21 protein-coding genes are annotated in these 24,697 nt (G+C 71.6%); 8 read left to right on the forward strand and 13 right to left on the reverse strand.

What is annotated here, in order from left to right; translation table 11 throughout:
* Positions 1 to 419, forward strand: a 419-nt coding sequence (locus ACFXI4_RS11270) for a transposase (protein ID WP_384989512.1), incomplete at its 5' end; no start/stop codon positions are given.
* Positions 420 to 436: 17 nt separating this feature from the next.
* On the opposite strand, the gene ACFXI4_RS11275 is transcribed toward ACFXI4_RS11270, so the two are convergent.
* From ACFXI4_RS11275 to ACFXI4_RS11295, 5 genes are all read right to left on the reverse strand, one after another.
* The gene (locus ACFXI4_RS11275; RefSeq protein ID WP_384989514.1) at positions 437 to 2,098 is read right to left on the reverse strand and encodes a cytochrome bc complex cytochrome b subunit; all 1,662 of its coding nucleotides are present in this window, start codon (positions 2,096 to 2,098) and stop codon (positions 437 to 439) included.
* An 86-nt stretch (positions 2,099 to 2,184) separates the two neighbouring features.
* Positions 2,185 to 2,910 carry a VWA domain-containing protein gene (locus ACFXI4_RS11280; RefSeq protein WP_384989516.1) on the reverse strand — a complete coding sequence of 242 codons (726 nt, stop codon included), beginning with the start codon at positions 2,908 to 2,910 and terminating at the stop codon, positions 2,185 to 2,187.
* Between the two features lie 146 nt (positions 2,911 to 3,056).
* Complete coding sequence (locus ACFXI4_RS11285) at positions 3,057 to 4,517, reverse strand: glutamate synthase subunit beta (RefSeq protein ID WP_384989517.1); 1,461 nt, start codon at positions 4,515 to 4,517, stop codon at positions 3,057 to 3,059.
* Positions 4,510 to 9,105 (reverse strand): glutamate synthase large subunit, encoded by a 4,596-nt coding sequence (gene gltB, locus ACFXI4_RS11290; protein ID WP_384989518.1) that lies wholly within the window; start codon positions 9,103 to 9,105, stop codon positions 4,510 to 4,512. The genes ACFXI4_RS11285 and gltB overlap by 8 nt, the downstream gene beginning before the upstream one ends.
* Before the next feature lie 374 nt (positions 9,106 to 9,479).
* Positions 9,480 to 10,211 carry a VIT1/CCC1 transporter family protein gene (locus ACFXI4_RS11295; protein WP_384989519.1) on the reverse strand — a complete coding sequence of 244 codons (732 nt, stop codon included), beginning with the start codon at positions 10,209 to 10,211 and terminating at the stop codon, positions 9,480 to 9,482.
* A gap of 306 nt (positions 10,212 to 10,517) precedes the next feature.
* On the opposite strand from ACFXI4_RS11295, the gene ACFXI4_RS11300 reads away from it, so the two are divergent.
* Genes ACFXI4_RS11300 through ACFXI4_RS11330 form a run of 7 tightly spaced genes read left to right on the forward strand, consistent with a single transcriptional unit; the run spans position 10,518 to position 18,311 of the window.
* The gene (locus ACFXI4_RS11300) at positions 10,518 to 11,687 is read left to right on the forward strand and encodes an ADP-ribosylglycohydrolase family protein (protein WP_384989520.1); all 1,170 of its coding nucleotides are present in this window, start codon (positions 10,518 to 10,520) and stop codon (positions 11,685 to 11,687) included.
* Positions 11,570 to 12,802: an ADP-ribosylglycohydrolase family protein gene (locus tag ACFXI4_RS11305; protein WP_384989790.1), complete on the forward strand. Its 1,233-nt coding sequence runs from the start codon at positions 11,570 to 11,572 to the stop codon at positions 12,800 to 12,802. Before ACFXI4_RS11300 ends, ACFXI4_RS11305 begins: the two co-directional genes overlap by 118 nt.
* Before the next feature lie 8 nt (positions 12,803 to 12,810).
* On the forward strand, positions 12,811 to 13,986 hold the full coding sequence (locus tag ACFXI4_RS11310; RefSeq protein ID WP_384989521.1) for an ADP-ribosylglycohydrolase family protein: 1,176 nt from the start codon (positions 12,811 to 12,813) through the stop codon (positions 13,984 to 13,986).
* Complete coding sequence (locus ACFXI4_RS11315) at positions 13,974 to 15,404, forward strand: ADP-ribosylglycohydrolase family protein (RefSeq protein ID WP_384989523.1); 1,431 nt, start codon at positions 13,974 to 13,976, stop codon at positions 15,402 to 15,404. Before ACFXI4_RS11310 ends, ACFXI4_RS11315 begins: the two co-directional genes overlap by 13 nt.
* The gene (rbsK, locus tag ACFXI4_RS11320; RefSeq protein WP_384989524.1) at positions 15,401 to 16,294 is read left to right on the forward strand and encodes a ribokinase; all 894 of its coding nucleotides are present in this window, start codon (positions 15,401 to 15,403) and stop codon (positions 16,292 to 16,294) included. The genes ACFXI4_RS11315 and rbsK overlap by 4 nt, the downstream gene beginning before the upstream one ends.
* Positions 16,291 to 17,493, forward strand: a complete 1,203-nt coding sequence (locus ACFXI4_RS11325; RefSeq protein ID WP_384989526.1) for a CaiB/BaiF CoA transferase family protein — start codon at positions 16,291 to 16,293, stop codon at positions 17,491 to 17,493. Before rbsK ends, ACFXI4_RS11325 begins: the two co-directional genes overlap by 4 nt.
* Entirely contained in the window at positions 17,490 to 18,311 is an 822-nt protein-coding gene (locus tag ACFXI4_RS11330; RefSeq protein WP_384989528.1) for an HpcH/HpaI aldolase/citrate lyase family protein, read from the forward strand. Before ACFXI4_RS11325 ends, ACFXI4_RS11330 begins: the two co-directional genes overlap by 4 nt.
* Before the next feature lie 84 nt (positions 18,312 to 18,395).
* Here ACFXI4_RS11330 and lgt read toward each other — a convergent pair whose 3' ends face one another.
* From lgt to ACFXI4_RS11370, 8 genes are all read right to left on the reverse strand, one after another.
* Entirely contained in the window at positions 18,396 to 19,421 is a 1,026-nt protein-coding gene (gene lgt, locus ACFXI4_RS11335; protein WP_384989530.1) for a prolipoprotein diacylglyceryl transferase, read from the reverse strand.
* Positions 19,422 to 19,512: 91 nt separating this feature from the next.
* Positions 19,513 to 20,289: a DsbA family protein gene (locus ACFXI4_RS11340; RefSeq protein WP_384989532.1), complete on the reverse strand. Its 777-nt coding sequence runs from the start codon at positions 20,287 to 20,289 to the stop codon at positions 19,513 to 19,515.
* 86 nt (positions 20,290 to 20,375) lie between these two features.
* Complete coding sequence (gene trpA, locus ACFXI4_RS11345; protein ID WP_384989534.1) at positions 20,376 to 21,206, reverse strand: tryptophan synthase subunit alpha; 831 nt, start codon at positions 21,204 to 21,206, stop codon at positions 20,376 to 20,378.
* Positions 21,203 to 22,486 (reverse strand): tryptophan synthase subunit beta, encoded by a 1,284-nt coding sequence (gene trpB, locus ACFXI4_RS11350; protein ID WP_384989536.1) that lies wholly within the window; start codon positions 22,484 to 22,486, stop codon positions 21,203 to 21,205. Before trpB ends, trpA begins: the two co-directional genes overlap by 4 nt.
* 80 nt (positions 22,487 to 22,566) lie before the next feature.
* Positions 22,567 to 22,785, reverse strand: a complete 219-nt coding sequence (trpM, locus tag ACFXI4_RS11355) for a tryptophan biosynthesis modulator TrpM (RefSeq protein ID WP_384989538.1) — start codon at positions 22,783 to 22,785, stop codon at positions 22,567 to 22,569.
* A gap of 21 nt (positions 22,786 to 22,806) precedes the next feature.
* On the reverse strand, positions 22,807 to 23,616 hold the full coding sequence (gene trpC / locus ACFXI4_RS11360) for an indole-3-glycerol phosphate synthase TrpC (protein WP_362728530.1): 810 nt from the start codon (positions 23,614 to 23,616) through the stop codon (positions 22,807 to 22,809).
* 154 nt (positions 23,617 to 23,770) lie between these two features.
* Positions 23,771 to 24,217 carry a DUF2752 domain-containing protein gene (locus ACFXI4_RS11365; RefSeq protein ID WP_384989540.1) on the reverse strand — a complete coding sequence of 149 codons (447 nt, stop codon included), beginning with the start codon at positions 24,215 to 24,217 and terminating at the stop codon, positions 23,771 to 23,773.
* 76 nt (positions 24,218 to 24,293) lie between these two features.
* Entirely contained in the window at positions 24,294 to 24,551 is a 258-nt protein-coding gene (locus ACFXI4_RS11370; protein ID WP_384989542.1) for an HGxxPAAW family protein, read from the reverse strand.
* Between the last annotated feature and the right edge of the window lie 146 nt (positions 24,552 to 24,697).

The raw sequence follows: 24,697 nt of genomic DNA on the forward strand, positions 1-24,697 counted from the left end.
CCCTGGTTCTCACGCCGGGTAACGTCAACGACTCCACCATGTTCGTTTCGGTGATGGACGCGATCCGCATCCCACGTGCCGGGCGGGGTCGTCCCCGTACCCGCCCGGACAGAGTCTTGGGCGACAAGGCGTACTCATCCCGGGCTATTCGCGCGTGGTGCAGACGTCACGGCATCGCCGCCACCATCCCGGAACGTCGAGACCAGCAGGCCAATCGGCTCCGCCGGGGCTCCCGGGGAGGCCGTCCGCCCGTCTTCGACGCACAGGCGTACAGACACCGCAACGTCGTGGAGAGATGCGTCAACCGGCTCAAACAGTTCCGCGCCGTCGCAACCCACTTCGACAAACTCGCCACCCGCTACCAGGCCGGACTCGAACTCGCCTCGCTCATCCTGTGGCTCCGCCAACCAGCATCGTGATCATTGTCAGACACGGCCTAGTGGTGATCGCCGCTGGTCAGTTCCCTGAACTCCTCCCGGGTCGGCTTCGGGACGTGGGTGTCCGGGCCGTACATGCCCTTCGCCAGGCTCGCGCGGACCCGCTGGACGAGGGTGACCCTGCGGCGTACCCCGTTCGCGTCCTCGGCCGGGCCGATCTCGTAGGGCGGGTTCTGTTCGTGCTGGGTGAGGACGAACAGGCTGCCCTGGCTGAGGGGTTCGTGGACCTCGATGTACTCGCCGTGCGGAAGCATCTTGATGAGGCCGGTCTCCCTGCCGTGCAGCACCTTGTCGCGGTCCCGGAGCTGCAGGCCGAGACAGATCCGCTTGGTGGTGACGAAGGCGAGGACGGGGGCGACGAAGACGGAGATCCGCACGAACCAGGTGATCGCGTTGATGGAGAGATGGAGATGGGTGGCGACGACGTCGTTGCCGCCGCCGATCAGCAGGACGCCGTAGATGCTGAGCCAGGCCACGCCGAGGGCGGTGCGGACGGGGACGTTGCGCGGGCGGTCGAGGATGTGGTGCTCGCGCTTGTCGCCGGTGATCCACGCCTCGACGAACGGGTAGACCCCGATGGCCAGCAGGAAGAGCGGGAAGACCGAGAAGGGGATGAAGACGCCCAGCTCCAGGGTGTGGCCCCAGGCGTTGATCTCCCAGCCGGGCATGACGCGGATCAGTCCCTCGGAGAAGCCGAGGTACCAGTCGGGCTGCGCGCCCGTGGTGACCAGGTCCGGGCGGTAGGGCCCGAACGCCCACACCGGGTTGATGGTGGCGATGGCGCCGATGATCGCGAGGATGCCGAAGGTGAGGAAGAAGAAGCCCCCGGCCTTGGCCATGTAGACCGGCAGGAAGGGCATGCCGACGACGCTCTTCTGATCGCGTCCGGGGCCGGGGTACTGGGTGTGCTTGTGGTAGAAGACCAGGATCAGGTGGGCCACCACCAGCCCCAGCATGATCCCGGGCAGCAGCAGGACGTGGATCGGGAAGAACCGGGAGATGATGTCGTGGCCCGGGAACTCGCCGCCGAACAGGAAGAACGAGATGTACGAGCCGACGATCGGGACCGACAGGATCGCGCCGTCGGCGAACCGGACTCCGGTGCCCGAGAGCAGGTCGTCCGGGAGCGAGTAGCCGGTCAGGCCGGTGAGGATGGCGAGGAACAGCAGGGTCCACCCGAACAGCCAGTTGACCTCGCGCGGCTTGCGGAAGGCGCCGGTGAAGAACACCCGCATCATGTGGACGAACATCCCGGCCACGAAGACCAGCGCCGCCCAGTGGTGGATCTGCCGGATCAGCAGTCCGCCGCGCACGTCGAAGCTGATGTGCAGGGTCGACTCGTACGCCTTGGTCATGACGATGCCGTTCATCGGCTCGTAGGAGCCGTGGTAGACCACCTCGGCGCCGCTGGGCTCGAAGAACAGGGTGAGGTAGATGCCCGTCAGGATCAGGATGAGGAAGCTGTACAGGCAGACCTCGCCCAGCATGAAGGACCAGTGGTCCGGGAACACCTTGCGCATGTTGGCCTTGGCCAGGCCGTATATCCCAAGGCGCCCGTCGGCCCAGTCCGCGAGCCTCTCACCCTTGCCGGGCGGGTTCACCCTGCCGGCCGAAGTCCCCGCCCGTACCGAGCCGTTCACCGTTCGTGCCGCGTCGTCCATACGTCGCGTCGCCTCCCCGCCGGATCACCCCTCAGGGTGGCACGCCGCGGCGCTACAGCCAACGGGGCCGCGTAAAGTCGGCCGGCTCAGTCGCCCCGCACGACGCCCGCCGCCCGCGCCGCCGCCAGCCATCGCGGGAACTCGCCGACGAGACGGTCGTACAGCTCACCGTCCGGCACCTTCCCCGGGTCCGAACCGGCGTGGAAGAAACCCGCGTTGTCCACCACGCGCTTGCCCGGCACCGCCAGTTCGTCGAGCTTGCGCAGGAAGTCGAACTGCCTGCTGTGCGGGTCGCCGAAGCCGACGAACTGCCAGAACAACGGCAGCCTGGCCGCCTTGCACAGGTAGCGTTCGGCGGCGGGCTTGTTGATCGGGCCGCCGTCGGTCTGGAAGACGACCAGGGCGGGCGCGGTGGCGCCGCTGTCCAGGTAGTGGTCGATGAGGGCGTCCATGGCCAGGTGGTAGCTGGTCTTCCCCATGTGCCCGAGCCCGGCCGCGATCTTCTCGATACGGCCCTCGTGCCCGGCGAGTTCGATGTCGGCGACCGCGTCGACGTCGGTGGAGAAGAAGACGACGGGCACCCGCCCGTCGTCGTCCAGGTGCGCGGAGAGGCCGAGGACCCGGTCGGCGAGCCTCTGCACGCTGCCGTCCGCGTAGTACGGCTTCATGGAGCCGGAGTAGTCGACGACCAGGTAGACGGCGGCGCGCAGTCCGTCGAGACCGTGTTTGGCGAGGGAGACCCCGGCGGAGCGGTAGGCGCCGACCAGCGCGGGCGCGGTCTCCTCCACCTTGCTGAGACTGATCGCCGCCATGCCCTGTTCCCCCTCGCCCTGGTTCAGGAGGCCGAGGTTACTTGACCGCGGAGACGCGGCGGCGCCTGCCCAGTCGTCCGGTCGGGGACTGTGGGGCAGGCGCCGTCACTGTTCCGTACGCCGTTGTACGGGAGTTTCTTCGGGGGTCAGACCGTCAGCGAACGGTCCGTCGGCCGGATCGGGGCCGGGAGTTCGCTCGCTCCGGTCAGGAAGCGGTCGACGCCCTTGGCGGCCGAGCGGCCCTCCGCGATCGCCCACACGATCAGGGACTGGCCGCGGCCGGCGTCACCGGCGACGAAGACGCCGGGCACGTTGGTCTGGAACTCTGCGTCGCGGGCGACGTTGCCGCGCTCGTCGAGGTCGAGACCGAACTGCTCGACCAGGCCGTTGTCCCGGTCGGTGCCGGTGAAGCCCATGGCGAGTGTGACCAGCTGGGCCGGGATCCGGCGCTCGGTGCCCGGCTTCGGCGTCAGCCTGCCGTCGACGAACTCCACCTCGGTGAGGTGCAGCCACTGGACGTTGCCGTCCTCGTCGCCCTCGAAGTGGGTGGTGGAGACGGAGTAGACCCGCTCACCGCCCTCCTCGTGCGCCGAGGTGACCTTGTACAGCATCGGGAAGGTCGGCCACGGCTGGTGCGCCGCCCGGTCCTCGCCCGGCCTGGGCATGATCTCCAGCTGGGTGACGGAGGCCGCGCCCTGGCGGTGGGCGGTGCCCACGCAGTCCGCTCCGGTGTCGCCGCCGCCGATGACGACCACGTGCTTGCCCTCGGCCGAGATCGGGGAGGTGACGTAGTCGCCCTCCTGGACCTTGTTCGACAGCGGCAGGTACTCCATCGCCTGGTGGACGCCGTTCAGTTCGCGTCCCGGGACCGGCAGGTCACGGGCGGTCGTGGCGCCGGCGGCGATCACGACCGCGTCGTACCGCTTCTTCAGGTCGGTCGCCTTGAGGTCACGGCCGATCTCGATACCGGTACGGAAGCGGGTGCCCTCCGCGCGCATCTGCTCGATACGGCGGTTGATGTGCCGCTTCTCCATCTTGAACTCGGGGATGCCGTAGCGGAGCAGACCGCCGACGCGGTCGGCGCGCTCGTAGACGGCGACCGTGTGGCCGGCCCGGGTCAGCTGTTGGGCGGCGGCCAGACCCGCGGGGCCCGAGCCGATCACGGCGACGGTCTTGCCGGACAGGCGCTCGGGGGCCTGCGGGGCGACGGTGCCCGCGTCCCACGCCTTGTCGATGATCGAGACCTCGACGTTCTTGATGGTGACGGCCGGCTGGTTGATGCCGAGCACGCACGCCGACTCGCACGGGGCCGGGCAGAGGCGGCCGGTGAACTCCGGGAAGTTGTTGGTCGCGTGCAGGCGCTCCGAGGCGGCCGTCCAGTCCTCGCGGTAGGCGAAGTCGTTCCACTCGGGGATCAGGTTCCCGAGCGGACAGCCGTTGTGGCAGAACGGGATGCCGCAGTCCATGCACCGGCTGGCCTGCTTGCTGATGATCGGCAGCAGCGAGCCGGGGACGTAGACCTCGTTCCAGTCCTGGACGCGTTCGGTGACGGGACGGCTCCGGGCGACCTCGCGGCCGTGGTTCAGGAAGCCCTTCGGGTCAGCCATTGGTCGCCGCCTCCATCATCTTCTCGGTGATCTCGGTCTCGGAGAGACCCGCTCGCTCGGCGGCGTCCTTGGCGGCGAGCACTGCCTTGTACGTGCTGGGGATGATCTTGCTGAATCGCCGTACGGCCGTGTCCCAGTCGGCGAGCAGCTTCTCGGCGACCGTGGAGCCGGTCTCCTCCGCGTGCCGGCGCACCACGTCGTGCAGCCACTGCTTGTCCGTGTCGTCCAGGGCCTCGACGGCGTCCACGTTGCCGATGTTGACGTTGTCGTGGTCCAGGTCGATGACGTAGGCGATGCCACCGGACATGCCGGCCGCGAAGTTGCGGCCCGTCTCGCCCAGGACCACCGCGTGACCGCCGGTCATGTACTCGCAGCCGTGGTCGCCCACACCCTCCGAGACCACCAGCGCACCGGAGTTGCGGACGCAGAACCGCTCGCCGGTACGACCGCGCAGGAACAGCTCGCCGCCGGTCGCGCCGTACGCGATGGTGTTGCCCGCGATCGTGGAGAACTCGGCGAGATGGTCGGCGTTGCGGTCGGGGCGCACGATGATCCGGCCGCCGGAGAGGCCCTTGCCGACGTAGTCGTTGGCGTCGCCCTCCAGGCGGAGGGTGACACCGCGCGGCAGGAAGGCGCCGAAGGACTGGCCCGCCGAGCCGGTGAACGTGATGTCGATGGTGTCCTCGGGCAGGCCGGCGCCGCCGAACTTCTTCGTCACCTCGTGGCCGAGCATGGTGCCGACCGTGCGGTTGATGTTGCGGACCTTGATCTGGGCACGCACCGGCTGGGCGTCGGTGGCGCTGGAGGCGGCCAGGGCGTCCGAGGCGAGCTTGATCAGCTCGTTGTCCAGGGCCTTCTCCAGGCCGTGGTCCTGGGCGACGGTCTGGTGCAGGGACGCGCCCTCGGGCAGCTCGGGCACGTGGAAGAGCGGGGCCAGGTTAAGGCCCTGCGCCTTCCAGTGGTTCACGGCACGGGTGACGTCGAGCGACTCGGCGTGGCCGACGGCCTCCTCGATGGAACGGAAGCCCAGCTCGGCGAGGATCTCGCGGACCTCCTCGGCGATGAACCGGAAGAAGTTCACGATGTACTCGGCCTTGCCGGAGAAGCGGTCGCGCAGCACCGGGTTCTGGGTGGCGACGCCGACCGGGCAGGTGTCGAGGTGGCAGACCCGCATCATGATGCAGCCGGAGACGACGAGCGGCGCGGTGGCGAAACCGAACTCCTCGGCGCCGAGCAGCGCGGCGATGACCACGTCCCGGCCGGTCTTCAGCTGGCCGTCGGTCTGCACGACGATCCGGTCCCGCAGGCCGTTGAGCAGCAGGGTCTGCTGGGTCTCGGCCAGGCCCAGCTCCCAGGGGCCGCCCGCGTGCTTCAGCGAGGTCAGCGGGGAGGCGCCGGTGCCGCCGTCGTGGCCGGAGATGAGTACGACGTCCGCGTGGGCCTTCGACACGCCCGCGGCGACCGTGCCGACGCCGACCTCGGAGACCAGCTTGACGTGAATCCGCGCCTGCGGGTTCGCGTTCTTGAGGTCGTGGATCAGCTGGGCCAGGTCCTCGATGGAGTAGATGTCGTGGTGCGGCGGCGGGGAGATCAGGCCGACGCCCGGGGTGGAGTGCCGGGTCCTGGCGACCCACGGGTAGACCTTGTGGCCGGGCAGCTGGCCGCCCTCGCCGGGCTTGGCGCCCTGTGCCATCTTGATCTGGATGTCGTCGGCGTTGACCAGGTACTCGGAGGTCACGCCGAAGCGGCCGGAGGCGACCTGCTTGATGGCGCTGCGCCGTGCCGGGTCGTAGAGCCGGTCCGGGTCCTCGCCGCCCTCACCGGTGTTGGACTTGCCGCCCAGCTGGTTCATGGCGATGGCGAGGGTCTCGTGGGCCTCGCGCGAGATGGAGCCGTAGGACATGGCGCCGGTGGAGAAGCGCTTGACGATCTCGGAGACCGGCTCGACCTCGTCGACGGAGATCGACGGACGGTCGCTCTTGAAGCCGAAGAGCCCGCGGAGCGTCATCAGCCGCTCGGACTGCTCGTTCACCCGGTCCGTGTACTTCTTGAAGATGTCGTAGCGGTTGGCCCGCGTCGAGTGCTGGAGGCGGAAGACCGTCTCCGGGTCGAACAGGTGCGGCTCGCCCTCGCGGCGCCACTGGTACTCGCCGCCTATGTCCAGGGCGCGGTGGGCCGGCGCGATGCCGGAGGCCGGGTAGGCCTTGGCGTGGCGGGCGGCCACCTCCTTGGCGATGACGTCGATGCCGACGCCGCCGATCTTGGTGGCGGTGCCGTTGAAGTACTTCTCGACGAACGCGGTGTCCAGGCCGACGGCCTCGAAGACCTGGGCGCCCCGGTAGGAGGCGACCGTGGAGATGCCCATCTTGGACATGACCTTCAGGACGCCCTTGCCGAGGGCGTAGATCAGGTTCCGGATGGCCTGGTCGGACTCCATGTCCGGCAGGAAGGTGCCCGCGCGGGTCAGGTCCTCGACGGACTCCATGGCCAGGTACGGGTTGACGGCGGCGGCGCCGAACCCGATCAGCAGGGCGACGTGGTGGACCTCGCGGACGTCACCGGCCTCGACGAGCAGGCCCACCTGGGTGCGCTGCTTGGTGCGGATGAGGTGGTGGTGGACGGCCGCGGTGAGCAGCAGCGAGGGGATCGGCGCGTGCTCGGCGTCCGAGTGCCGGTCCGACAGGACGATCAGCCGGGCGCCGTTCTCGATGGCCGCGTCGGCCTCGGCGCAGATCTCCTCGATGCGCGCGGCGAGCGCGTCGCCGCCGCCGGAGACCCGGTACAGACCGGACAGGGTCGCGGCCTTGAAGCCGGGCATGTCGCCGTCGGCGTTGATGTGGATGAGCTTGGCCAGCTCGTCGTTGTCGATCACCGGGAAGGGCAGCACGACCGAGCGGCAGGAGGCGGCGTTGGGGTCGAGCAGGTTGCCCGACGGGCCGAGGGAGGACCGCAGCGAGGTGACGAGCTCTTCGCGGATGGCGTCCAGCGGCGGGTTGGTGACCTGCGCGAACAGCTGGGTGAAGTAGTCGAAGAGCAGGCGCGGGCGCTCGCTCAGCGCGGCGATCGGCGAGTCGGTGCCCATGGAGCCGATCGGCTCGGCACCGGCCTTGGCCATCGGCGCGAGGAGGACCCGCAGCTCCTCCTCGGTGTAGCCGAAGGTCTGCTGGCGGCGGGTGACCGAGGCGTGGGTGTGCACGATGTGCTCGCGCTCGGGCAGGTCGGAGAGCTCGATCTCGCCGGCCTCCAGCCACTCGGCGTAGGGCTGGGCGGCGGCGAGGCCGGCCTTGATCTCGTCGTCCTCGATGATGCGGTGCTCGGCGGTGTCGACGAGGAACATCCGGCCGGGCTGCAGCCGGCCCTTGCGGACGACCTTGGCGGGGTCGATGTCGAGGACGCCGACCTCGGAGCCGAGGACGACCAGGCCCTCGTCGGTGACCCAGTAGCGGCCCGGGCGCAGACCGTTGCGGTCGAGAACGGCACCGACCTGGGTGCCGTCGGTGAAGGTGACGCAGGCGGGGCCGTCCCAGGGCTCCATCATCGTGGAGTGGTAGCCGTAGAAGGCGCGGCGGGCCGGGTCCATGGAGTCGTGGTTCTCCCACGCCTCCGGGATCATCATCAGCACGGAGTGCGGCAGCGAACGCCCGCCCAGGTGCAGGAGTTCCAGCACCTCGTCGAAGGACGCCGAGTCGGAGGCGTCGGGCGTACAGATCGGGAAGACGCGGTCGAGCTTGTCCTGCGGGCCGAACAGGTCGGAGACCAGCTGGGACTCGCGGGCGACCATCCAGTTCCGGTTGCCCTTGACGGTGTTGATCTCACCGTTGTGGGCGACGAACCGGTAGGGGTGGGCGAGCGGCCACGACGGGAAGGTGTTGGTGGAGAACCGGGAGTGCACGAGCGCGATCGCGGACGCGAAGCGCCGGTCGGACAGGTCCGGGAAGAAGGGCTCCAGCTGGCCGGTGGTCAGCATGCCCTTGTAGACGATGGTCCGAGCGGACAGCGAGGGGAAGTAGACGCCCCCCTCGCGCTCGGCGCGCTTGCGCAGCACGAACGCCTTGCGGTCCAGCGCGATGCCCTCGCTGGCGTGGTCCGTGACGAAGATCTGCCGGAAGACCGGCATGGTGGAGCGGGCGGTGGCGCCGAGCAGCTGCGGGGCGACCGGGACCTCGCGCCAGCCGAGGACCGTCAGGCCCTCTTCCGCGGCGATCGTCTCGATCCGTGAGACGGCGTCCTGGGCTCCCTCCTCGGGCAGGAAGGCGATACCGACGGCGTACGAACCGGCCGCCGGCAGCTCGAATCCGGCCACCTCACGGAAGAAGGCGTCGGGCACCTGGGAGAGCAGGCCGGCGCCGTCACCGGAGTCCGGCTCGGAGCCGGTCGCGCCGCGGTGCTCCAGGTTGCGCAGAACCGTGAGCGCCTGGTCGACCAGCGCGTGGCTCGCCTCGCCGGTGAGGGTGGCCACAAAGCCGACGCCACAGGCGTCGCGCTCGTTGCGGGGGTCGTACATACCCTGCACAGCAGGGCGAGCATCCATGAACGACCAGTTCAGGCCATTCGTGGAGTGCTGGGACGGCTGGCGCGGCGTACGCATCGGCTCTCCCGTCGTCGTCAGTGGCATATAGCAGGTGCCGAGGGACGACGCTGGCCCTCTGCGTTTTTGTTGCGAAATTTCACGCAGGTTACATGATGGAGCGGTTCTCGGGAACTGGATACACCGTTCCAACATGCGGACGCCGTAGGGGTTTACGGCCGGGTACCGCTGATGCGGCGAAGGTGATGGGGGACCGATCCGGACAGATCCGTGTCCATTGGTCCGCGGGGGCGGGGGTGAGCGTCGCCGACACCCCACAGGTACCCGTCAGGCGTCCTTGCCTGCGGTGCTTACGGCTCATGCCCAGTGGTTAAGCATTCGAAACCAGCGAGTAACGGCTACTTATGCGGTCCCTCGCATAAGTAGCGGCAGATCTATCCTACGGCGGTCCCGAACAGGCTGCCCAGGGCGTATGTCACACCGGCCGCGGCGCCGCCCAGCGCGAGCTGCCGCAGACCGCTGAACCACCAGCTCCGCGCGGTCACCTTGGCCACCACGGCACCGCAGCCGAACAGCCCGGCGAACGCGAGCAGCAGGGCGGGCCAGAGCGCGGCGGCGCCGAGCAGGTAGGGCAGTACGGGCAGCAGCGCGCCCAGCGCGAACGAGCCGAAGGACGACACGGCGGCGACCAGCGGCGAGGGCAGGTCACCGGGGTCGATGCCGAGCTCCTCGCGGGCGTGTATCTCCAGGGCCTGCTCCGGGTCGGCGGACAGCTGCCGGGCGACCTCCCGGGCGAGCGGGGCCTCGACCCCTCTCGCCTCGTAGAGGGCGGCCAGCTCGGCCTCCTCGTCCTGCGGATGCCTGCGCAGCTCCCCGCGCTCCACGTCCAGCTCGGCCTCGACCAGCTCGCGCTGCGAGGCGACGGAGGTGTACTCGCCGGCGGCCATGGAGAAGGCGCCGGCGGCCAGTCCCGCGAGGCCGGTGATGACGATGGTCCGATGGCTGACGGCTCCGCCGGCGACACCGGTGATCAGAGCGAGGTTGGAGACGAGCCCGTCCATGGCACCGAAGACCGCGGGCCGCAGCCACCCTCCGTTCACGTCCCGGTGGGTGTGGTTGTCGCGGTGCGCCTCGTGCAGCGTCGCCTGGGTGTCGATGACGGCCATGCGGATCCCCCAAAGATCTCTGAAGAAGGTCTCGACAGCCTCGAACAAGCCGAGGCAAAGCTAAGTCTGGACTGATTCCATCTTTTGACAACCTCGACACTATGCCTCGCCATTCCCCGCCGCCAGCAAGGAAAGGCTGGGCTAAGCTGCAGGTTTGCTTCTCGACGCTCACCTGCGCGATGTTGCGCACACATGTCGACCGGGTGATGTGAAGGTGCAGCAGGCTGCGGTCAACCGCCGTTGGTGGGACACATCCGCAAACGGTCCCGCGCTCCGGCGCGGGACCCCTCCCGGAGAGGCCCGCCCATGTCATCGATGGTCTGCACCCCCTCGGTCCCCGCCCCCGAAGAGCGCGCCTCCCCGCTGCCCGACCGGGCCCGGGGCGCACTGCTGGGCCTGGCCGTGGGAGACGCGCTCGGGGCGCCGGCGGAGAACATGAAGCCCTCCGAGATCCGCGCCCGCTGGGGCCGCATCACGGGGTACGTCGCCGAGCGACCGGCCGGCACGGACGACACCGAGTACGCGATCTTCTCCGGCCTGCTCCTCGCCCGCCACGGCTCGGCGCTCACCACCGCCCACGTCGAGGCGGCCTGGCACGAATGGATCGCCGACCGCGCCGAGGGCCCGTTCAAGGGCGCCGGCTTCAGCGAGCGCGGCACCCTGGAGAACCTCCGCAGGGGCCTCGCCGCCCCCATCTCCGCCCAGCACCGGCACGCCTGGAGCGACGGCCTGGCCATGCGGGCGGCCCCCTTCGGCGTCTTCGCGGCGGGCCGGCCGGCCGAGGCGGCCCGGCTGGTCGCGATCGACGGTTCGGTGAGCCATGAGGGCGAGGGCATCTACGGCGGCCAGGCCGTCGCCGCGGGGGTGGCAGCGGCGACGGCGGGCGCACCGCCGACCGCGGTGGTGGCGGCCGCGTTGGCGGTGGTACCGGACGACTCGTGGACGGCACGCTCCCTGCGGCGGGCGGTCTCGGTGGCCCACCGGGGCGAACGCGCGGTCCGCTCGGCGGTCGTCATCGGCGGCTACCCGTGGACCGACCTGGCCCCGGAGGCGGTGGCCCTGGCCTTCGGCGCGTACGCCGCGGCGGACGGCGACTTCCGGGAGGCGGTGCTGACGGCCGTCAACATGGGCCGCGACGCGGACACGACGGCGGCGGTGGCCGGCGCGCTGGCGGGAGCCACCCAGGGAGAGGCGGCGATCCCGAGGGAGTGGGCGACGGCCATCGGCCCGGCCCGTGGCAGCTGCCTCCCCTCGATGGCGGGGCACCACGTACTGGAGGTGGCGGAACTGCTGACAAGCGCGGCGGAGTCACGCCCCGCGACGTCGGCACCGGCCTCCCGGCCGACCGGACCGCACCCCTGCACGCCCGCCTCCCCGCCGGCCGGCGGTGGCGGTGGCCGGGCGGGGGACCTGGAAGCCCGGGAGGCCCGGGAGCTGACCCCCGTACGGGACGGCATCAGCGAGGGACAGCGGTGAAGCGGCGCCGTATCGAGGGGCTCCTGCTGGGCCTCGCCGCGGGCGACGCGGCCGGCTGGCCCGCCGCGCGCCACCGCGCCGCCCGCATGCCGGAGTGGACCCGCCGTCTCACCCGGGAGCTCGACACCTTCGCCGAGCAGAACGCGACCACCACCCTCCCCGTCCCCATCGCCCTGAACCAGCCCCCCGAGCCGCTCCGCCTCGGTCCCTCCGACGACGCCGAGTGGGCAGTCTTCGCCGCGGAGGCCGTCCTGCGCGCCGGCGACGACACCGCTCTCGCCGACCTCAGCCGTGAGCTGCGCACCCGCGCCGCCATCGACCTCACCTGGACCGCCGTCGCCTCCGAGGTCGCCGTCGCGGCCGAACGCGCCCCGGAGATCGAGTCGGCGGTACTGCCCCTGCGGGCCCGGATCTCCGTCCGCGCCGGCCTCGGCAACCTCGCCACCGGCCTGCGCCCGCCCGCCACCGGCCACGACAACCCGCACTACTTCGACGACGCCGCCTGCGTCCGCGCCTGCGCGCTCGCCGTCGCCCACCCCGGCGACCCCCAACGCGCCGCCGACCTCGCCGAGTTCGACGCCCGCTACACCCAGGACGGCGACGGGGTGCACGGCGCCCGCGCGATGGCGGCGGCCATCGCGCTCGCCCTCGCCGGCGCCGAGGTGGAGACCTGCGTGGCCGCCGCGCTGACCGAACTCCCCGCGGCCACCGAGATCGGCCGCAACGCCCGCCACGCCCTGACCCTCACCGGCACCGCCGACACGGCGTTCGCCATCGTCCCCCTCCTCGAACACCAAATCGTCGACCACGTCTACAGCTACGGCATCGCCGCCGCCGAGACCGTCCCGGTCGCCCTGGCCCTCGCCACCGCCGCCCACGGCCGGATCGCCGAGGCCGTCCCCGCCGCCGCCTGTCTCTCCCGGGTCGCCGACTCGGCCCCCGCCCTGGCCGGCGCGCTCACCGGCGCCCTCGGCGGCGGCGACTCGATCCCGCCGCCCTGGCGGGACGCCTGCCGCACCCTCTCGGGCTGCGCCCTCCCCCGCCTCACCGGCACCGACCTCGTGGAACTCGCCGAACTCCTGGAAGCCACACAACCGGCCCGTCCAGGTGGATGATTCGGTTCATGACGCCCAAAGCACAAGAAAGCACCGGACCTTCGCTGGACGAACGGATCACCGGAGCCCTCGTCGGGGCCGCGGTCGGCGACGCCCTCGGCGGTCCCGTCGAGGGCTACTCCGCCGACCAGATCCTGGAACGCCACGGGGGCCGCGTGCACGGCATCGTCGGCCCCTGGAACGGCGACGCCTGGCGCACCGCCCGCCCCATCGCCCCGTACCACAAGGGTGACGGGCACGTCACCGACGACACCTTGATGACCCATGCGCTGGTACGGGTGTACGACCGCGTCCGCGACCACCTCGACGCGTACGCGATCGCCGACCACCTGGTCCCGGACCTGATGACCAACCCCCGCTGGATCCCGGAACTGGAGACCGAGACCATCCCGCTCCACCGGGTCTTCCTCGCCGAGAAGTGGCTGGCGGCCCGCCTGCACTACGGCCACGTCGACCCCCGCGAGGCCGGCACCGGCAACATCGTCAACTGCGGCGCGGCGATGTACATGGCCCCGGTCGGCCTGGTCAACGCGGCGAACCCGCGGGCCGCGTACGCCGAGGCGCTGGACATCGCCGGCGCCCACCAGTCGTCCTACGGCAGGGAGGCGGCGGGCGTCTTCGCGGCGGCGGTGGCGGCCGCCGCCGCGCCGGGGGCGACACCGGACTCCGTCGTCGCCGTGTGCCTGTCCCTGGCGAAGGACGGCACGCGAACGGCGATCGAGGAGGTCTGTGAAGCGGCCGCGCACCACAGCGACTTCGAGTCCGCTCTCACCCCCCTCCGGGAAGCGGTCACCCCCTACGACACGGTCGGTGCCGACTACCGTGCCCCCTCGCTGGGGGCCCGCCGCCCCTCCCGACTCCACGCGATCGAGGAACTCCCGGTCGCGCTCGGCATGTTGCTGGTGGCCGGCGGCGACTACCGGCACGCCGTCCTCGGCGCCGTCAACTACGGCCGGGACTGCGACTCGATCGCGACGATGGCCGGTGCCATCGCCGGTGCGCTGGGCTCCGCCGTGCCCGAGGAGTGGTCGAAGCCCGTCGCCGAGGCGAGCCGCCTCGACCTCTGGGAGCCGCCCCGCGCGCTGGCCGCCGTGACCAGGGAGATCTTCACCCGCGACACGGAACGCCGACGCGCCCACGAGGAGTCCTTCGCCCGCCTCGGAGGCCCGAGTTGCTCCGCCTGACCTGGGTCCAGCCGGAGGACCTGCTGGGCCACGAGATCCGCCAGGCCCGCCAGGACGGGCGGGAGCCCGGCGCCGTCGAGGCACGCTGGAGGGCGGCGGGGGGCGCGGAGGCGCCGGACCGGGCGGGGGCGTCGCCGCACCGGGCGTCCCGCTATCTGCGCCAGCTGGCGGAGGACCTGCTGGACGAACTCGCAGACCTGCCGAGCGGGTTGAACGAGCCGACGGATCTGGAGGAGATCAAGGCGCTGTGTCCGCAGTGGCCGTACGCGCACGGGGGAGGGTCCTGCCAACCGTCGTGCGGCTGCGGCCACGCGGGCGCTGATCGCGCAGTTCCCCGCACCCCTGACGGGGCGCCCGTCCCCTCCCCCCGCGCCTACCACGCCGCCTGGCTCGGCCGGGCCGTCGGGTGCCTGCTCGGCAAACCCGTCGAGAAACTCCCCCTCCACGCCATCCGCGACCTCGCCCGGGCCACCGCCAACTGGCCCCTCCACCACTACTTCACCGCACGTGGCGTCCCCGCCGGCCTCCTCGCCGCCCACCCCTGGAACCGCCGCTCGGCCGCCACCTCCCTCGCCGAGAACATCGACGGCATGCCCGAGGACGACGACCTCAACTACCCCCTCCTCAACCTCCTCCTGCTCCAGCGCCGCACCCGGGGCTTCACCACCACCGACGTGGCCGCCCTCTGGCTCGACGAACTGCCCGCCGGACGCACCTTCACCGCCGAGCGCATCGCCTACCGCAACCTCCTCACCGGCGTCGAACCCCCGCACACCGCCCGCCACCGCAACCCCTTCCGCGAGTGGATCGGCGCCCTGATCCGCGCCGACGTGCACGGCTGGACCAACCCCGGCGACCCGGCCGCCGCGGCCGAACAGGCCCATCGCGACGCCACCCTCACCCACACGGCCAACGGCGTCTACGCGGCCATGTTCACGGCGGCCACCATCGCCACCGCCGCCGGGGGAACCCGCGACGTCCACGCCTGCCTGCGCTCCGGCCGCACGGTGATCCCGCCCCGCTCCCGGCTGGCGCAGGCGATCGACCGGGCGATCCGGCTGGCCGAGTCCCACGAGGACTTCGAGACGGTCGTGGACGAACTCCACCGCACCCACTCCCCCACCCACCACTGGGTGCACGCCGTCCCCAACACCGCGCTGATCGCCGCCGCCCTCACCCACGCGGACGGCGACTTCACCGGCTCCGTCTGCCGGGCGGTGAGCGGCGGCTGGGACACCGACTCGAACGGCGCGACGGCCGGTTCCGTCGCCGGACTGCTCGCCGGCGACCCCGAGGCCCTTCCCGACCGCTGGACGACCCCGCTCAAGAACCGGCTCGCCACCTCCGTCGGCGGCTTCGACGGGACCGGCTTCGACACCCTCGCCCACCTCATCCACCTGGAGGCGACCCGCCCATGACCCATATCGCCGTACTCGGCAGCACGAACATGGACCTCGTCGCGTACGTCGAGAAGGCCCCGCAGCTCGGCGAGACCGTGACCGGACGGGACTTCCGTACCGTCCCCGGCGGCAAGGGCGCCAACCAGGCGATCGCCGCCGCCCGCGCCGGCGCCACCGTCTCGATGATCGGCGCGGTCGGCCACGACGCCTACGGCGTCCGGATGCGGGAGACCCTCGAACACTCCGGCGTGGACACCGACTCGCTGCGCACGATCGAGTGCGCCTCCGGCACCGCGCACATCGTCGTGGACGAGGAGGGCGGCAACGCGATCGTCGTGATCCCCGGCGCCAACGGCACCGTCGACCATCTCGCCCCCGGCGACGAGGGTGTCATCGCCTCCGCCGACATGCTCCTGCTCCAGCTGGAGATCCCGCTGCCCGCGGTCGTCGCCGGTGCCCAGGCCGCCCGCCGGCACGGCGTCCGGACCGTTCTCACACCGTCCCCCACCCGCGCCCTGCCCTCCGAACTCCTCGACAACATCGACCTGCTGGTGGCCAACGAGCGCGAGGCCGCCGTCCTCACCGACCGCGCCGACCCGCGCGACGCGGCCGCCGCCCTGCTCAATCTGGTGCCGCAGGTCGTCGTCACCCTCGGCGCGGCCGGCAGCCTCTACCTCACCCACGACGCCGCGCCCCTGGTCATCCCGGCACCCCGGGTGACAGCCGTCGACTCGACGGGCGCGGGCGACACCTTCGTCGGCGCCCTCGCGGTCGCCCTGGCCGAGGAGAAGCCGATCCGGGAGGCCCTGTCCTGGGCGGCGGCCGCGGCCGCGCTCGCCGTGCAACGGGAGGGGGCGTCCACGTCCATGCCGTACCGTCAGGAGATCGAGGCCCAGTACACCGCATGAGTACGACAACACAGCCCCAGCCCCTCTCCGGGCTGCGCGTCCTCGACCTCGCCACCCTCTTCGCCGGCCCCCTCGCCGCGACCCTGCTCGGTGACTTCGGCGCCGAGGTCGTCAAGGTCGAGCACCCCGCCAAACCCGACCCCTCCCGCGGGCACGGCCCGGCCAAGCAGGGCATCGGCCTGTGGTGGAAGCTGCTCGGCCGCAACAAGCGGACGATCACCCTCGACCTGTCCAAGCCGGGTGGCCGCGCCACGCTGCTCCGGCTCGCCGCCACCGCCGACGTGATCGTGGAGAACTTCCGGCCCGGCACCCTGGAGAAGTGGGACCTCGGCTGGGAGGAACTCTCCGCCGCCAACCCCCGGCTGATCCTGACCCGGGTCACCGCCTTCGGCCAGTTCGGTCCCTACGCCCACCGCCCCGGCTTCGGCACCCTCGCCGAGGCGATGAGCGGCTTCGCGGCGATCACCGGCGATCCGGACGCCCCGCCCACACTGCCGCCGTTCGGGCTCGCCGACTCCATCGCGGCGCTGGCGACCGCGTACGCCGTGATGACCGCGCTCGCCGCCCGGGACCGCACCGGCGAGGGCCAGGTCGTCGACATGGCGATCATCGAACCGATCCTCACCGTCCTCGGCCCCCAGCCCACCTGGTACGACCAGCTCGGCTACGTGCAGGAGCGCACCGGCAACCGCTCCGCCAACAACGCCCCGCGCAACACCTACCGTACGGCGGACGGGACCTGGGTCGCCGTCTCCACCTCGGCGCAGTCGATCGCGGAACGCGTGATGGGGCTGGTCGGGCGCCCGGACCTGATCGAGGAGCCGTGGTTCGCGACCGGCGCCGACCGGGCGGCGCACTCCGACGTCCTCGACGCGGCCGTCGGCGACTGGATCGCCGTCCGCTCCCGTGCCGAGGTGCTGGCCGAGTTCGAGAAGGCGGAGGCGGCGGTCGCCCCCGTCCAGGACGTACGGGACGTGATGGACGACCCGCAGTACCTGGCGCTGGACACGGTCACCACCGTCCCCGACCCCGAACTGGGTCCGCTGCGCATGCAGAACGTCCTCTTCCGGCTCTCCTCGACCCCCGGCGCGATCCGCTGGACCGGCCGGCCGCACGGTGCCGACACCGACGAGGTCCTCGCCGAACTCGGGCTGACCCCGGCCCAGCTGCTGGCCCTGCGCGAGGAGGGCGCCGTATGACCCCCGCCCCCTTCCCGCTGACCTGGCTGTACGTTCCCGGTGACCGCCCGCACGTCGTCGCCAAGGCGCTGGGCTCCGGCGCGGACGTGGTGGTGATCGACCTGGAGGACGCCGTCGCCCCCGACCGCAAGGACTGCGCCCGCGCCGCCACCGCCGACCTCCTGGCCCACCCGCAGCCGGCGCCGGTGCATGTCCGGATCAACGGCCTGGACACCCCCTGGGCCGAGGCCGACCTCCGGGCCCTGCTGGGCCTCCCGGGCCTGGCCGGCCTGCGCCTGCCCAAGGTGACCGGCCCCGACGACATCCACCACGTCGCGGCCCGGGCCGCCGGCCTCCCGCTCTACGCACTGCTCGAATCCGCCCTCGGCATCGAGCACGCCTACGCCATCGCCACCGCCCACCCCGCCCTGCGCGGCATCTCGCTCGGGGAGGCGGATCTCCAGGCCGACCTGGGCGTGTACGACGACATCGGCCTCGACTGGTCCCGTTCCCGGATCGTGGTCGCCGCCCGGGCCGCGGGCCTCGCCCCGCCTCCCCAGTCGGTCCACCCGGACACCCGTGACCTCAAGGGCCTCGCCACCTCGTGCGCCCGTGGCCGCGCCCTGGGGTTCCTGGGCCGCGCCGCCATCCACCCCCGCCAGCTCCCGATCATCGAACGCGCCTACCTGCCCACCCATGCCGAACTGGAACAGGCCGAGAAGATCATCAAGGCGGCGACCACGGAACAGGGCGCCCAGGCCCTCCCGGACGGCAGCTTCATCGACGCGGCGGTCGTCGCCACGGCCCGCAGAACCCTGTCCCTGCTGAACCGCCGCTGATCCCCGCCGGCTCCCGCCGCCGGCCCGCACGCGAAGAGGGCGCCCGGTTCGATCCGGGCGCCCTCTTCGTCGTGTCGTGGCAGGTCAGCTCTTCTTTGCCGCCGACCCCGCCTCGTCCTTGGCGCCGTCCTCGGCCCCGTCCTCGGCCTCGTCCTCCTCCTTGGCGGACTCCGTCTCCGGAGCCTCCTCGGCCTCGGCGGTGTCGGTGGACCCGGTGGGCTCGGCGGACTCACCCGCACCGGCCTCACCGGCCTCCTCGGTGGCGGCGTCCGCCTCGGTCTCCCCGTCGGGGGCATCCGGCTCGACCACCGCCTCCAGGCCCGGCCGCTTCTTCGCGGACAGGACCAGGTACAGCACCGCGAGCAGGAACACGATCATCGCGGTCCAGTCGTTGAGCCGCAGACCGAGGACGTGGTGGGCGTCGTCGACGCGCATGTACTCGATCCAGCCACGGCCCACGCAGTACGCGGCGACGTACAGCGCGAACGCCCGGCCGTGCCCCAGCTTGAAGCGGCGGCCGGCCCAGATCACGAGGAAACCGACCCCGACGCACCACAGCGACTCGTACAGGAAGGTCGGATGGTAGTAGCCGGGAACCCGGCCGCCCTCGGACGAGGTGATGTGCAGGGCCCACGGCACATGCGTCTCGCGGCCGTACAGCTCCTGGTTGAACCAGTTGCCCCAGCGGCCGATCGCCTGCGCGAAGGCGATGCCGGGGGCGATGGCGTCGGCGTAGGCCGGCAGCGGGATGCCCCGGCGCCGGCAGCCGATCCAGGCGCCCACCGCACCGAGCGCGATCGCGCCCCAGATACCGAGGCCGCCCTGCCACACCTTGAAGGCGTCGACCCAGTCACGGCCCTCGCTGAAGTACAGCTCGTAGTCCGTGATCACGTGGTAGAGACGCCCGCCGACCAGGCCGAACGGTACGGCCCAGACGGCGATGTCGGCCACGGTGCCGGCCCGCCCGCCCCGGGCGATCCAGCGCCTGTTTCCGAGCCAGACGGCTACGAAGACACCGATGATGATGCAGAAGGCGTAGCCGCGCAGCGGAATGGGACCGAGATTGATCACTCCGCGCGAAGGGCTGGGAATGTAGGCAAGATATTCCATGGCAGGGTCGACGCTACCGTGCCGGACGGGGCCGACGGCAACCAGCCCGGCTACGGGTCCATAACAGGGGCGTGAGAAATGCTTACCCCGCTCACCCCTTGTTGGCGTCCTCCACGAGCTGCCGCAGCTTGGCCGGGGTCATGGTCTGGTCCTGGTAGATGTTCTTGCCGTCCAGCAGAACCGTCGGGGTGCCGCCGAACTTGGCCGCCTGGAAGGCCTCGTTGGACTTCGCGACCCAGGCGTCGTGCTTGCCGTCCCTGACACATTTCTGGAACGTCGGCGTGTTCAGGCCCTGTACCTTGCCGGCCAGCCCGATCAGCTTGTCGTTGTTCGAGAAGGCGTCGTCGGTCTCCTTCGGCTGGTTCTCGTACAGCGCGTCGTGGAAGTCGCGGAACTTGCCCGCGTCCTGGGCGCAGGCCGCCGCGTTGGCCGCGTTCCGGGAGCCGCTGCCGCCGAGGTTGCCGTCGATCAGCGTGACCAGGTGGTACTCGATCCTGAGCTTGCCGGAGTCGGTCAGCTCGTGGAGCGTCGGCCGGTACGCCGCCTCGAAGGCCTGGCAGGCCGGGCAGCGGAAGTCCTCCCAGACGGTGAGCGTGGCCTTGGCGTCGTCCTTGCCGACCGGGATCGCGAGGCTGTCCTTGCCCTGTGCTCCCGAGGGCGCCACGACCGGCCCGGAACTCTCGCTGCTCTTGTCCTTGCCCGCGTTCGCCGCGACCACGCCGATCACCGCGGCCAGGCCCAGGACGCAGACGACGCTCGCGCCCACGATCAGCGCGCGCCGCCGCTTCTCCGCGGCCTTCTGCTTCTCGCGGTCGGCCGCCAGCCGCTCACGGGCCGTCGGCTTTCCGTCACGATTCTTCTCGCTCACACCACCAGAACGAACCGGGGAGGCGCACCGCGCCTCCCCGGTCCCAGGTCCACCCGTTCGAGTGACCGACCGATGCGCGGTGTTCCTTACGCCGGTCCCCCGGCCTGTCCGCGCACGCCCCTGGCCAGGTCACCGGCCAGTTCCCGGACGGCCGCCAGGCCGGCGGCCTCGTCCGGCGCGTCCAGCATCCGCTTCACGAAGGCGGAGCCGACGATCACGCCGTCGGCGAAGCCGGCGACCTCGGCGGCCTGGGCCGCGTCGGAGACCCCGAGGCCGACGCAGACGGGCAGTTCCGTACCGGTGGCCCGGGTGCGTTCCACCAGGTCCTGGGCCTGTGCGCCGACCGACGCACGGGTGCCGGTGACGCCCATCAGGGAGGCCGCGTAGACGAAGCCGCTGCCGGCCGCCGTGATCTGCGCGAGCCGCTCGTCCCTGCTGCTGGGCGCCACGACGAAGACCGTCGCGAGGCCGTGCTTCTCCGCGTGGTCCCGCCACAGGGCGGACTCCTGGACGGGCAGGTCGGGCAGGATGCAGCCCGCGCCGCCCGCCTCGGCCAGCTCCGCGGTGAAGCGCTCGACCCCGTAGCGGTCGATGGGGTTCCAGTACGTCATGACGAGGACCGGCTTGCCGGTGGCCGTGTGGGCCTCCCTGACCGTGCGCATGACGTCAGCGATCTTGACGCCGCCGCGCAGGGCGATGTCGTCGGCCGTCTGGATGACCGGACCGTCCAGGACCGGGTCGCTGTGCGGCAGCCCGACCTCGACGACGTCCGCGCCGCCGTCCAGGACGGCCTTGATCGCCTCGATGCCGCCGGTCACGGTCGGGAACCCGGCCGGGAGGTAGGCGATGAGCGCCGCGCGGCCCTCGGACTTCGCACCGGCGAGGGTGTCGTTCAGCAGTCGCATGTTCCCGCTCACTTGGCGTCCCCCTCGATCTCGGCGGTGTCGGCGGCGTCGGCCGCGACCTCGGCGTCGGTGTCGTACAGCCCGAAGTAGCGTGCGGCGGTGTCCATGTCCTTGTCGCCGCGGCCGGACAGGTTGACGACGATCAGCCCGTCCTCGCCGAGTTCCCTGCCGACCTCCAGGGCGCCGGCGAGGGCGTGCGCGCTCTCGATGGCCGGGATGATGCCCTCGGTGCGGGACAGCAGACGCACGGCCTGCATGGCCGCGTCGTCGGTGACCGCGCGGTACTCGCCGCGGCCGGAGTCCTTGAGGTAGGAGTGCTCCGGGCCGATGCCCGGGTAGTCCAGACCGGCCGAGATCGAGTACGGCTCGGTGATCTGGCCCTCCTCGTCCTGGAGGACGTAGGACCGGGAGCCGTGCAGGATGCCGGGCTCGCCCGCGGTGAGGGTGGCCGCGTGCTCGCCGGTGGCGATGCCGTGGCCCGCGGGCTCGCAGCCGATGAGACGGACGCCCTCGTCCGGGATGAAGGCGTGGAAGAGGCCGATGGCGTTGGAACCGCCGCCGACGCAGGCGATCGCCGCGTCGGGGAGCCGTCCGGCGCGCTCCAGGAGCTGACGGCGGGCCTCGACGCCGATGACCCGGTGGAAATCGCGGACCATGGCCGGGAAGGGGTGCGGGCCCGCCACCGTACCGAAGAGGTAGTGGGTGCGGTCGACGTTCGCCACCCAGTCTCGGAACGCCTCGTTGATGGCGTCCTTCAGGGTGCGGCTGCCGGACTTCACGGCGATGACCTCGGCGCCGAGCATGCGCATCCGGGCCACGTTCAGGGCCTGGCGCTCGGTGTCGATCTCGCCCATGTAGATGGTGCAGTCGAGGCCGAACAGCGCGCAGGCGGTGGCGGTCGCGACGCCGTGCTGGCCGGCGCCGGTCTCGGCGATCACCCGGGTCTTGCCCATGCGCCTGGTGAGCAGGGCCTGGCCGAGCACGTTGTTGATCTTGTGCGAGCCGGTGTGGTTGAGGTCCTCGCGCTTGAGGAAGATCCGGGCGCCGCCCGCCTCCGCGCCGAACCGGGGGACCTCGGTGAGCGCGGACGGACGGCCCGTGTAGTTGAGCAGCAGGTCGTCGAGCTCGCGGGCGAACTCGGGGTCGTTCTTGGCCTTGTCGTACTCGACGGCGACCTCGTCCACGGCGGCCACGAGGGCCTCCGGGATGAACTTGCCGCCGAACGCGCCGAAGTAGCCCTCGACGCTGGGCACCTGGCCGGTGGGGTCAGGGAAGAAGAAATCGCTGGGCATGCGAAAACCTCACGGTGAGTGTGTGGGAAAAAGACACTGTTCGCCGTGGGGGCGGAGACATGTCGGATGGCCGCGAGCCGTCAGTGGTTGCTCGCGCCTGCGCGGCGTAGCCGCACATACTGCCCCGCGCCCCTGAGGGCGCGCTGCCATCGACGGCCGTTCACCTGCCCGGGTTCGTCACCGATGACGTACCGCACCCGGCGGCCGTGGACACGCCTCGCGGGGGCTCGGCAGCCCCTGGGGCGGCAGCCGCGCGCGAGGCGGGCGTGCCGGTCCATGGTCGTCGCGGTGGGAGTCATCACTGCCAGCCTAGCGGGTGATCAGCCCCGGCCGTGCCGCAGCGCGGGGTGTTCGCCCGCCGCCACCAGGTCGGCCACCGCCGACTTGGGGTCGCGGCCGGTCACCAGGGACTCGCCGACCAGGACCGCGTCGGCGCCCGCGTTGGCGTAGGCGATCAGGTCGTGCGGGCCGCGGACGCCGGACTCGGCGACCTTGACGACGGTGTCGGGGATCTCCGGGGCGACCCGCTCGAAGGTGGAGCGGTCGACCTCCAGGGTCTTCAGGTCACGCGCGTTGACGCCGATCACCTTGGCGCCCGCGTCGACCGCGCGCTCGATCTCGTCCTCGTCGTGCACCTCGACGAGCGGGGTGAGGCCGATGGAGACCGCGCGCTCGATCAGCGACTCCAGGGCCGGCTGGTCGAGGGCGGCGACGATCAGCAGCGCCAGGTCGGCGCCGTACGCGCGGGCCTCCCACAGCTGGTACGACGTGACGATGAAGTCCTTGCGCAGGACCGGGATGTCCACGCGGGACCGGACCGCCTCCAGGTCGGCCAGCGAGCCGCCGAATCGGCGCTGCTCGGTCAGGACCGAGATGACGGCCGCGCCGCCCGCCTCGTAGTCGGCGGCGAGCCCGGCCGGGTCGGCGATCGCGGCCAGCGCGCCCTTGGACGGGCTGGATCGCTTGACCTCGCAGATCACCTTGACGCCCTCGCCGCGCAGGGCGGCCACGCCGTCCTTGGCCGCCGGGGCCTTCGCCGCGCGTTCCTTGAGCTCGTCGAGGCTGACGCGCGCCTGCCGCTCCGCGAGGTCGGCACGGACTCCGTCGATGATCTCGTCGAGCACACTCACGCGAGCGGTCCCCTTCCGTTCCGGGCGGTTCTTCCGAGTGGGTCACAACCCGTGAGGGTCAAAACCCATGGTCATACCGATGGTATCCGCAGGAGGGCACCGACCTCGCATCCGGCCGCCGGCGGTCCCCTCTACCTGGACGTTCGCCAGTCGATCAAGGATGCAACCAGCCGCCGACCGGCAGGTTCCGGACAACGGTGAAGACCAGCAGCAACGCGCCCAGGGTCCACATCGGCACCGGTGTGAGTTCGATCCGCACCGGCCGGCCGCGTACCGCGCGCACCACCCAGACGGTCCACACCACGGCGAAGGCCAGATAGGCGGCCACGCCCGCCGCGTTGTCCCGCAGCGCGGCCAGGAGGTCGCCGTGGACGAAGGCGTGCGCGCTGCGCAGGCCGCCGCAGCCGGGGCAGTACAGGCCGGTGAGCCGGTAGAGGGGGCAGACCGGGTAGTGGCCGGCCTGGTTGGGGTCGACCGTGCCGACGTAGGCGAAGGCCCCGACGACGGCGGCCAGCACCCCGGCGGGCACGGCCAGCCGCGCGCGCAGGGAGGGCGGCGCCGGGGCGGCCGCGCTGGAGGTGTCGGCGTTCACGCCTCGCATTGTGCCCCCTACGGTCGGCACGCGCGCGCGAGGGGCGTCCCGACGGTTCGGGACGCCCCTCGCAAGACGCTGCTCGTCAGCTCTCGGCACCCACCGGCTCGCGGGTGGCGGCCGGGGCCGTACGCGTCACCAGAGCGGTCTGCTTCGGCATGCCGAGGCCCATGGCGCGCATGATCATGCCGACCACGCCGCCGAGGACCACGATCACCATGCCGGCCCAGAAGCCGAGCGGCTGGGCCATCACCATGAAGGCGCCCGCGACGCAGAAACCGATGAAGGCGATGGTGACGCCCGTCCAGGCGGCCGGGGTGTGACCGTGGCTGCTGCCCGCCATGACTTGCTCCTCGTTAGCTGGTGCGTGTCGTACGTGCCGTCCGTGGCCGCGCTCGTACGGGTCCGTTCCGGACGCTCTTGCTCCATTGTCCCGTACGCACGGGTGTGCCGGGAGCAGGGGTGGCGTCTGATGCGCCACATCGGTTT

Source organism: Streptomyces sp. NPDC059224 (assembly GCF_042754285.1).
In the GTDB taxonomy this organism is placed as follows: domain Bacteria; phylum Actinomycetota; class Actinomycetes; order Streptomycetales; family Streptomycetaceae; genus Streptomyces.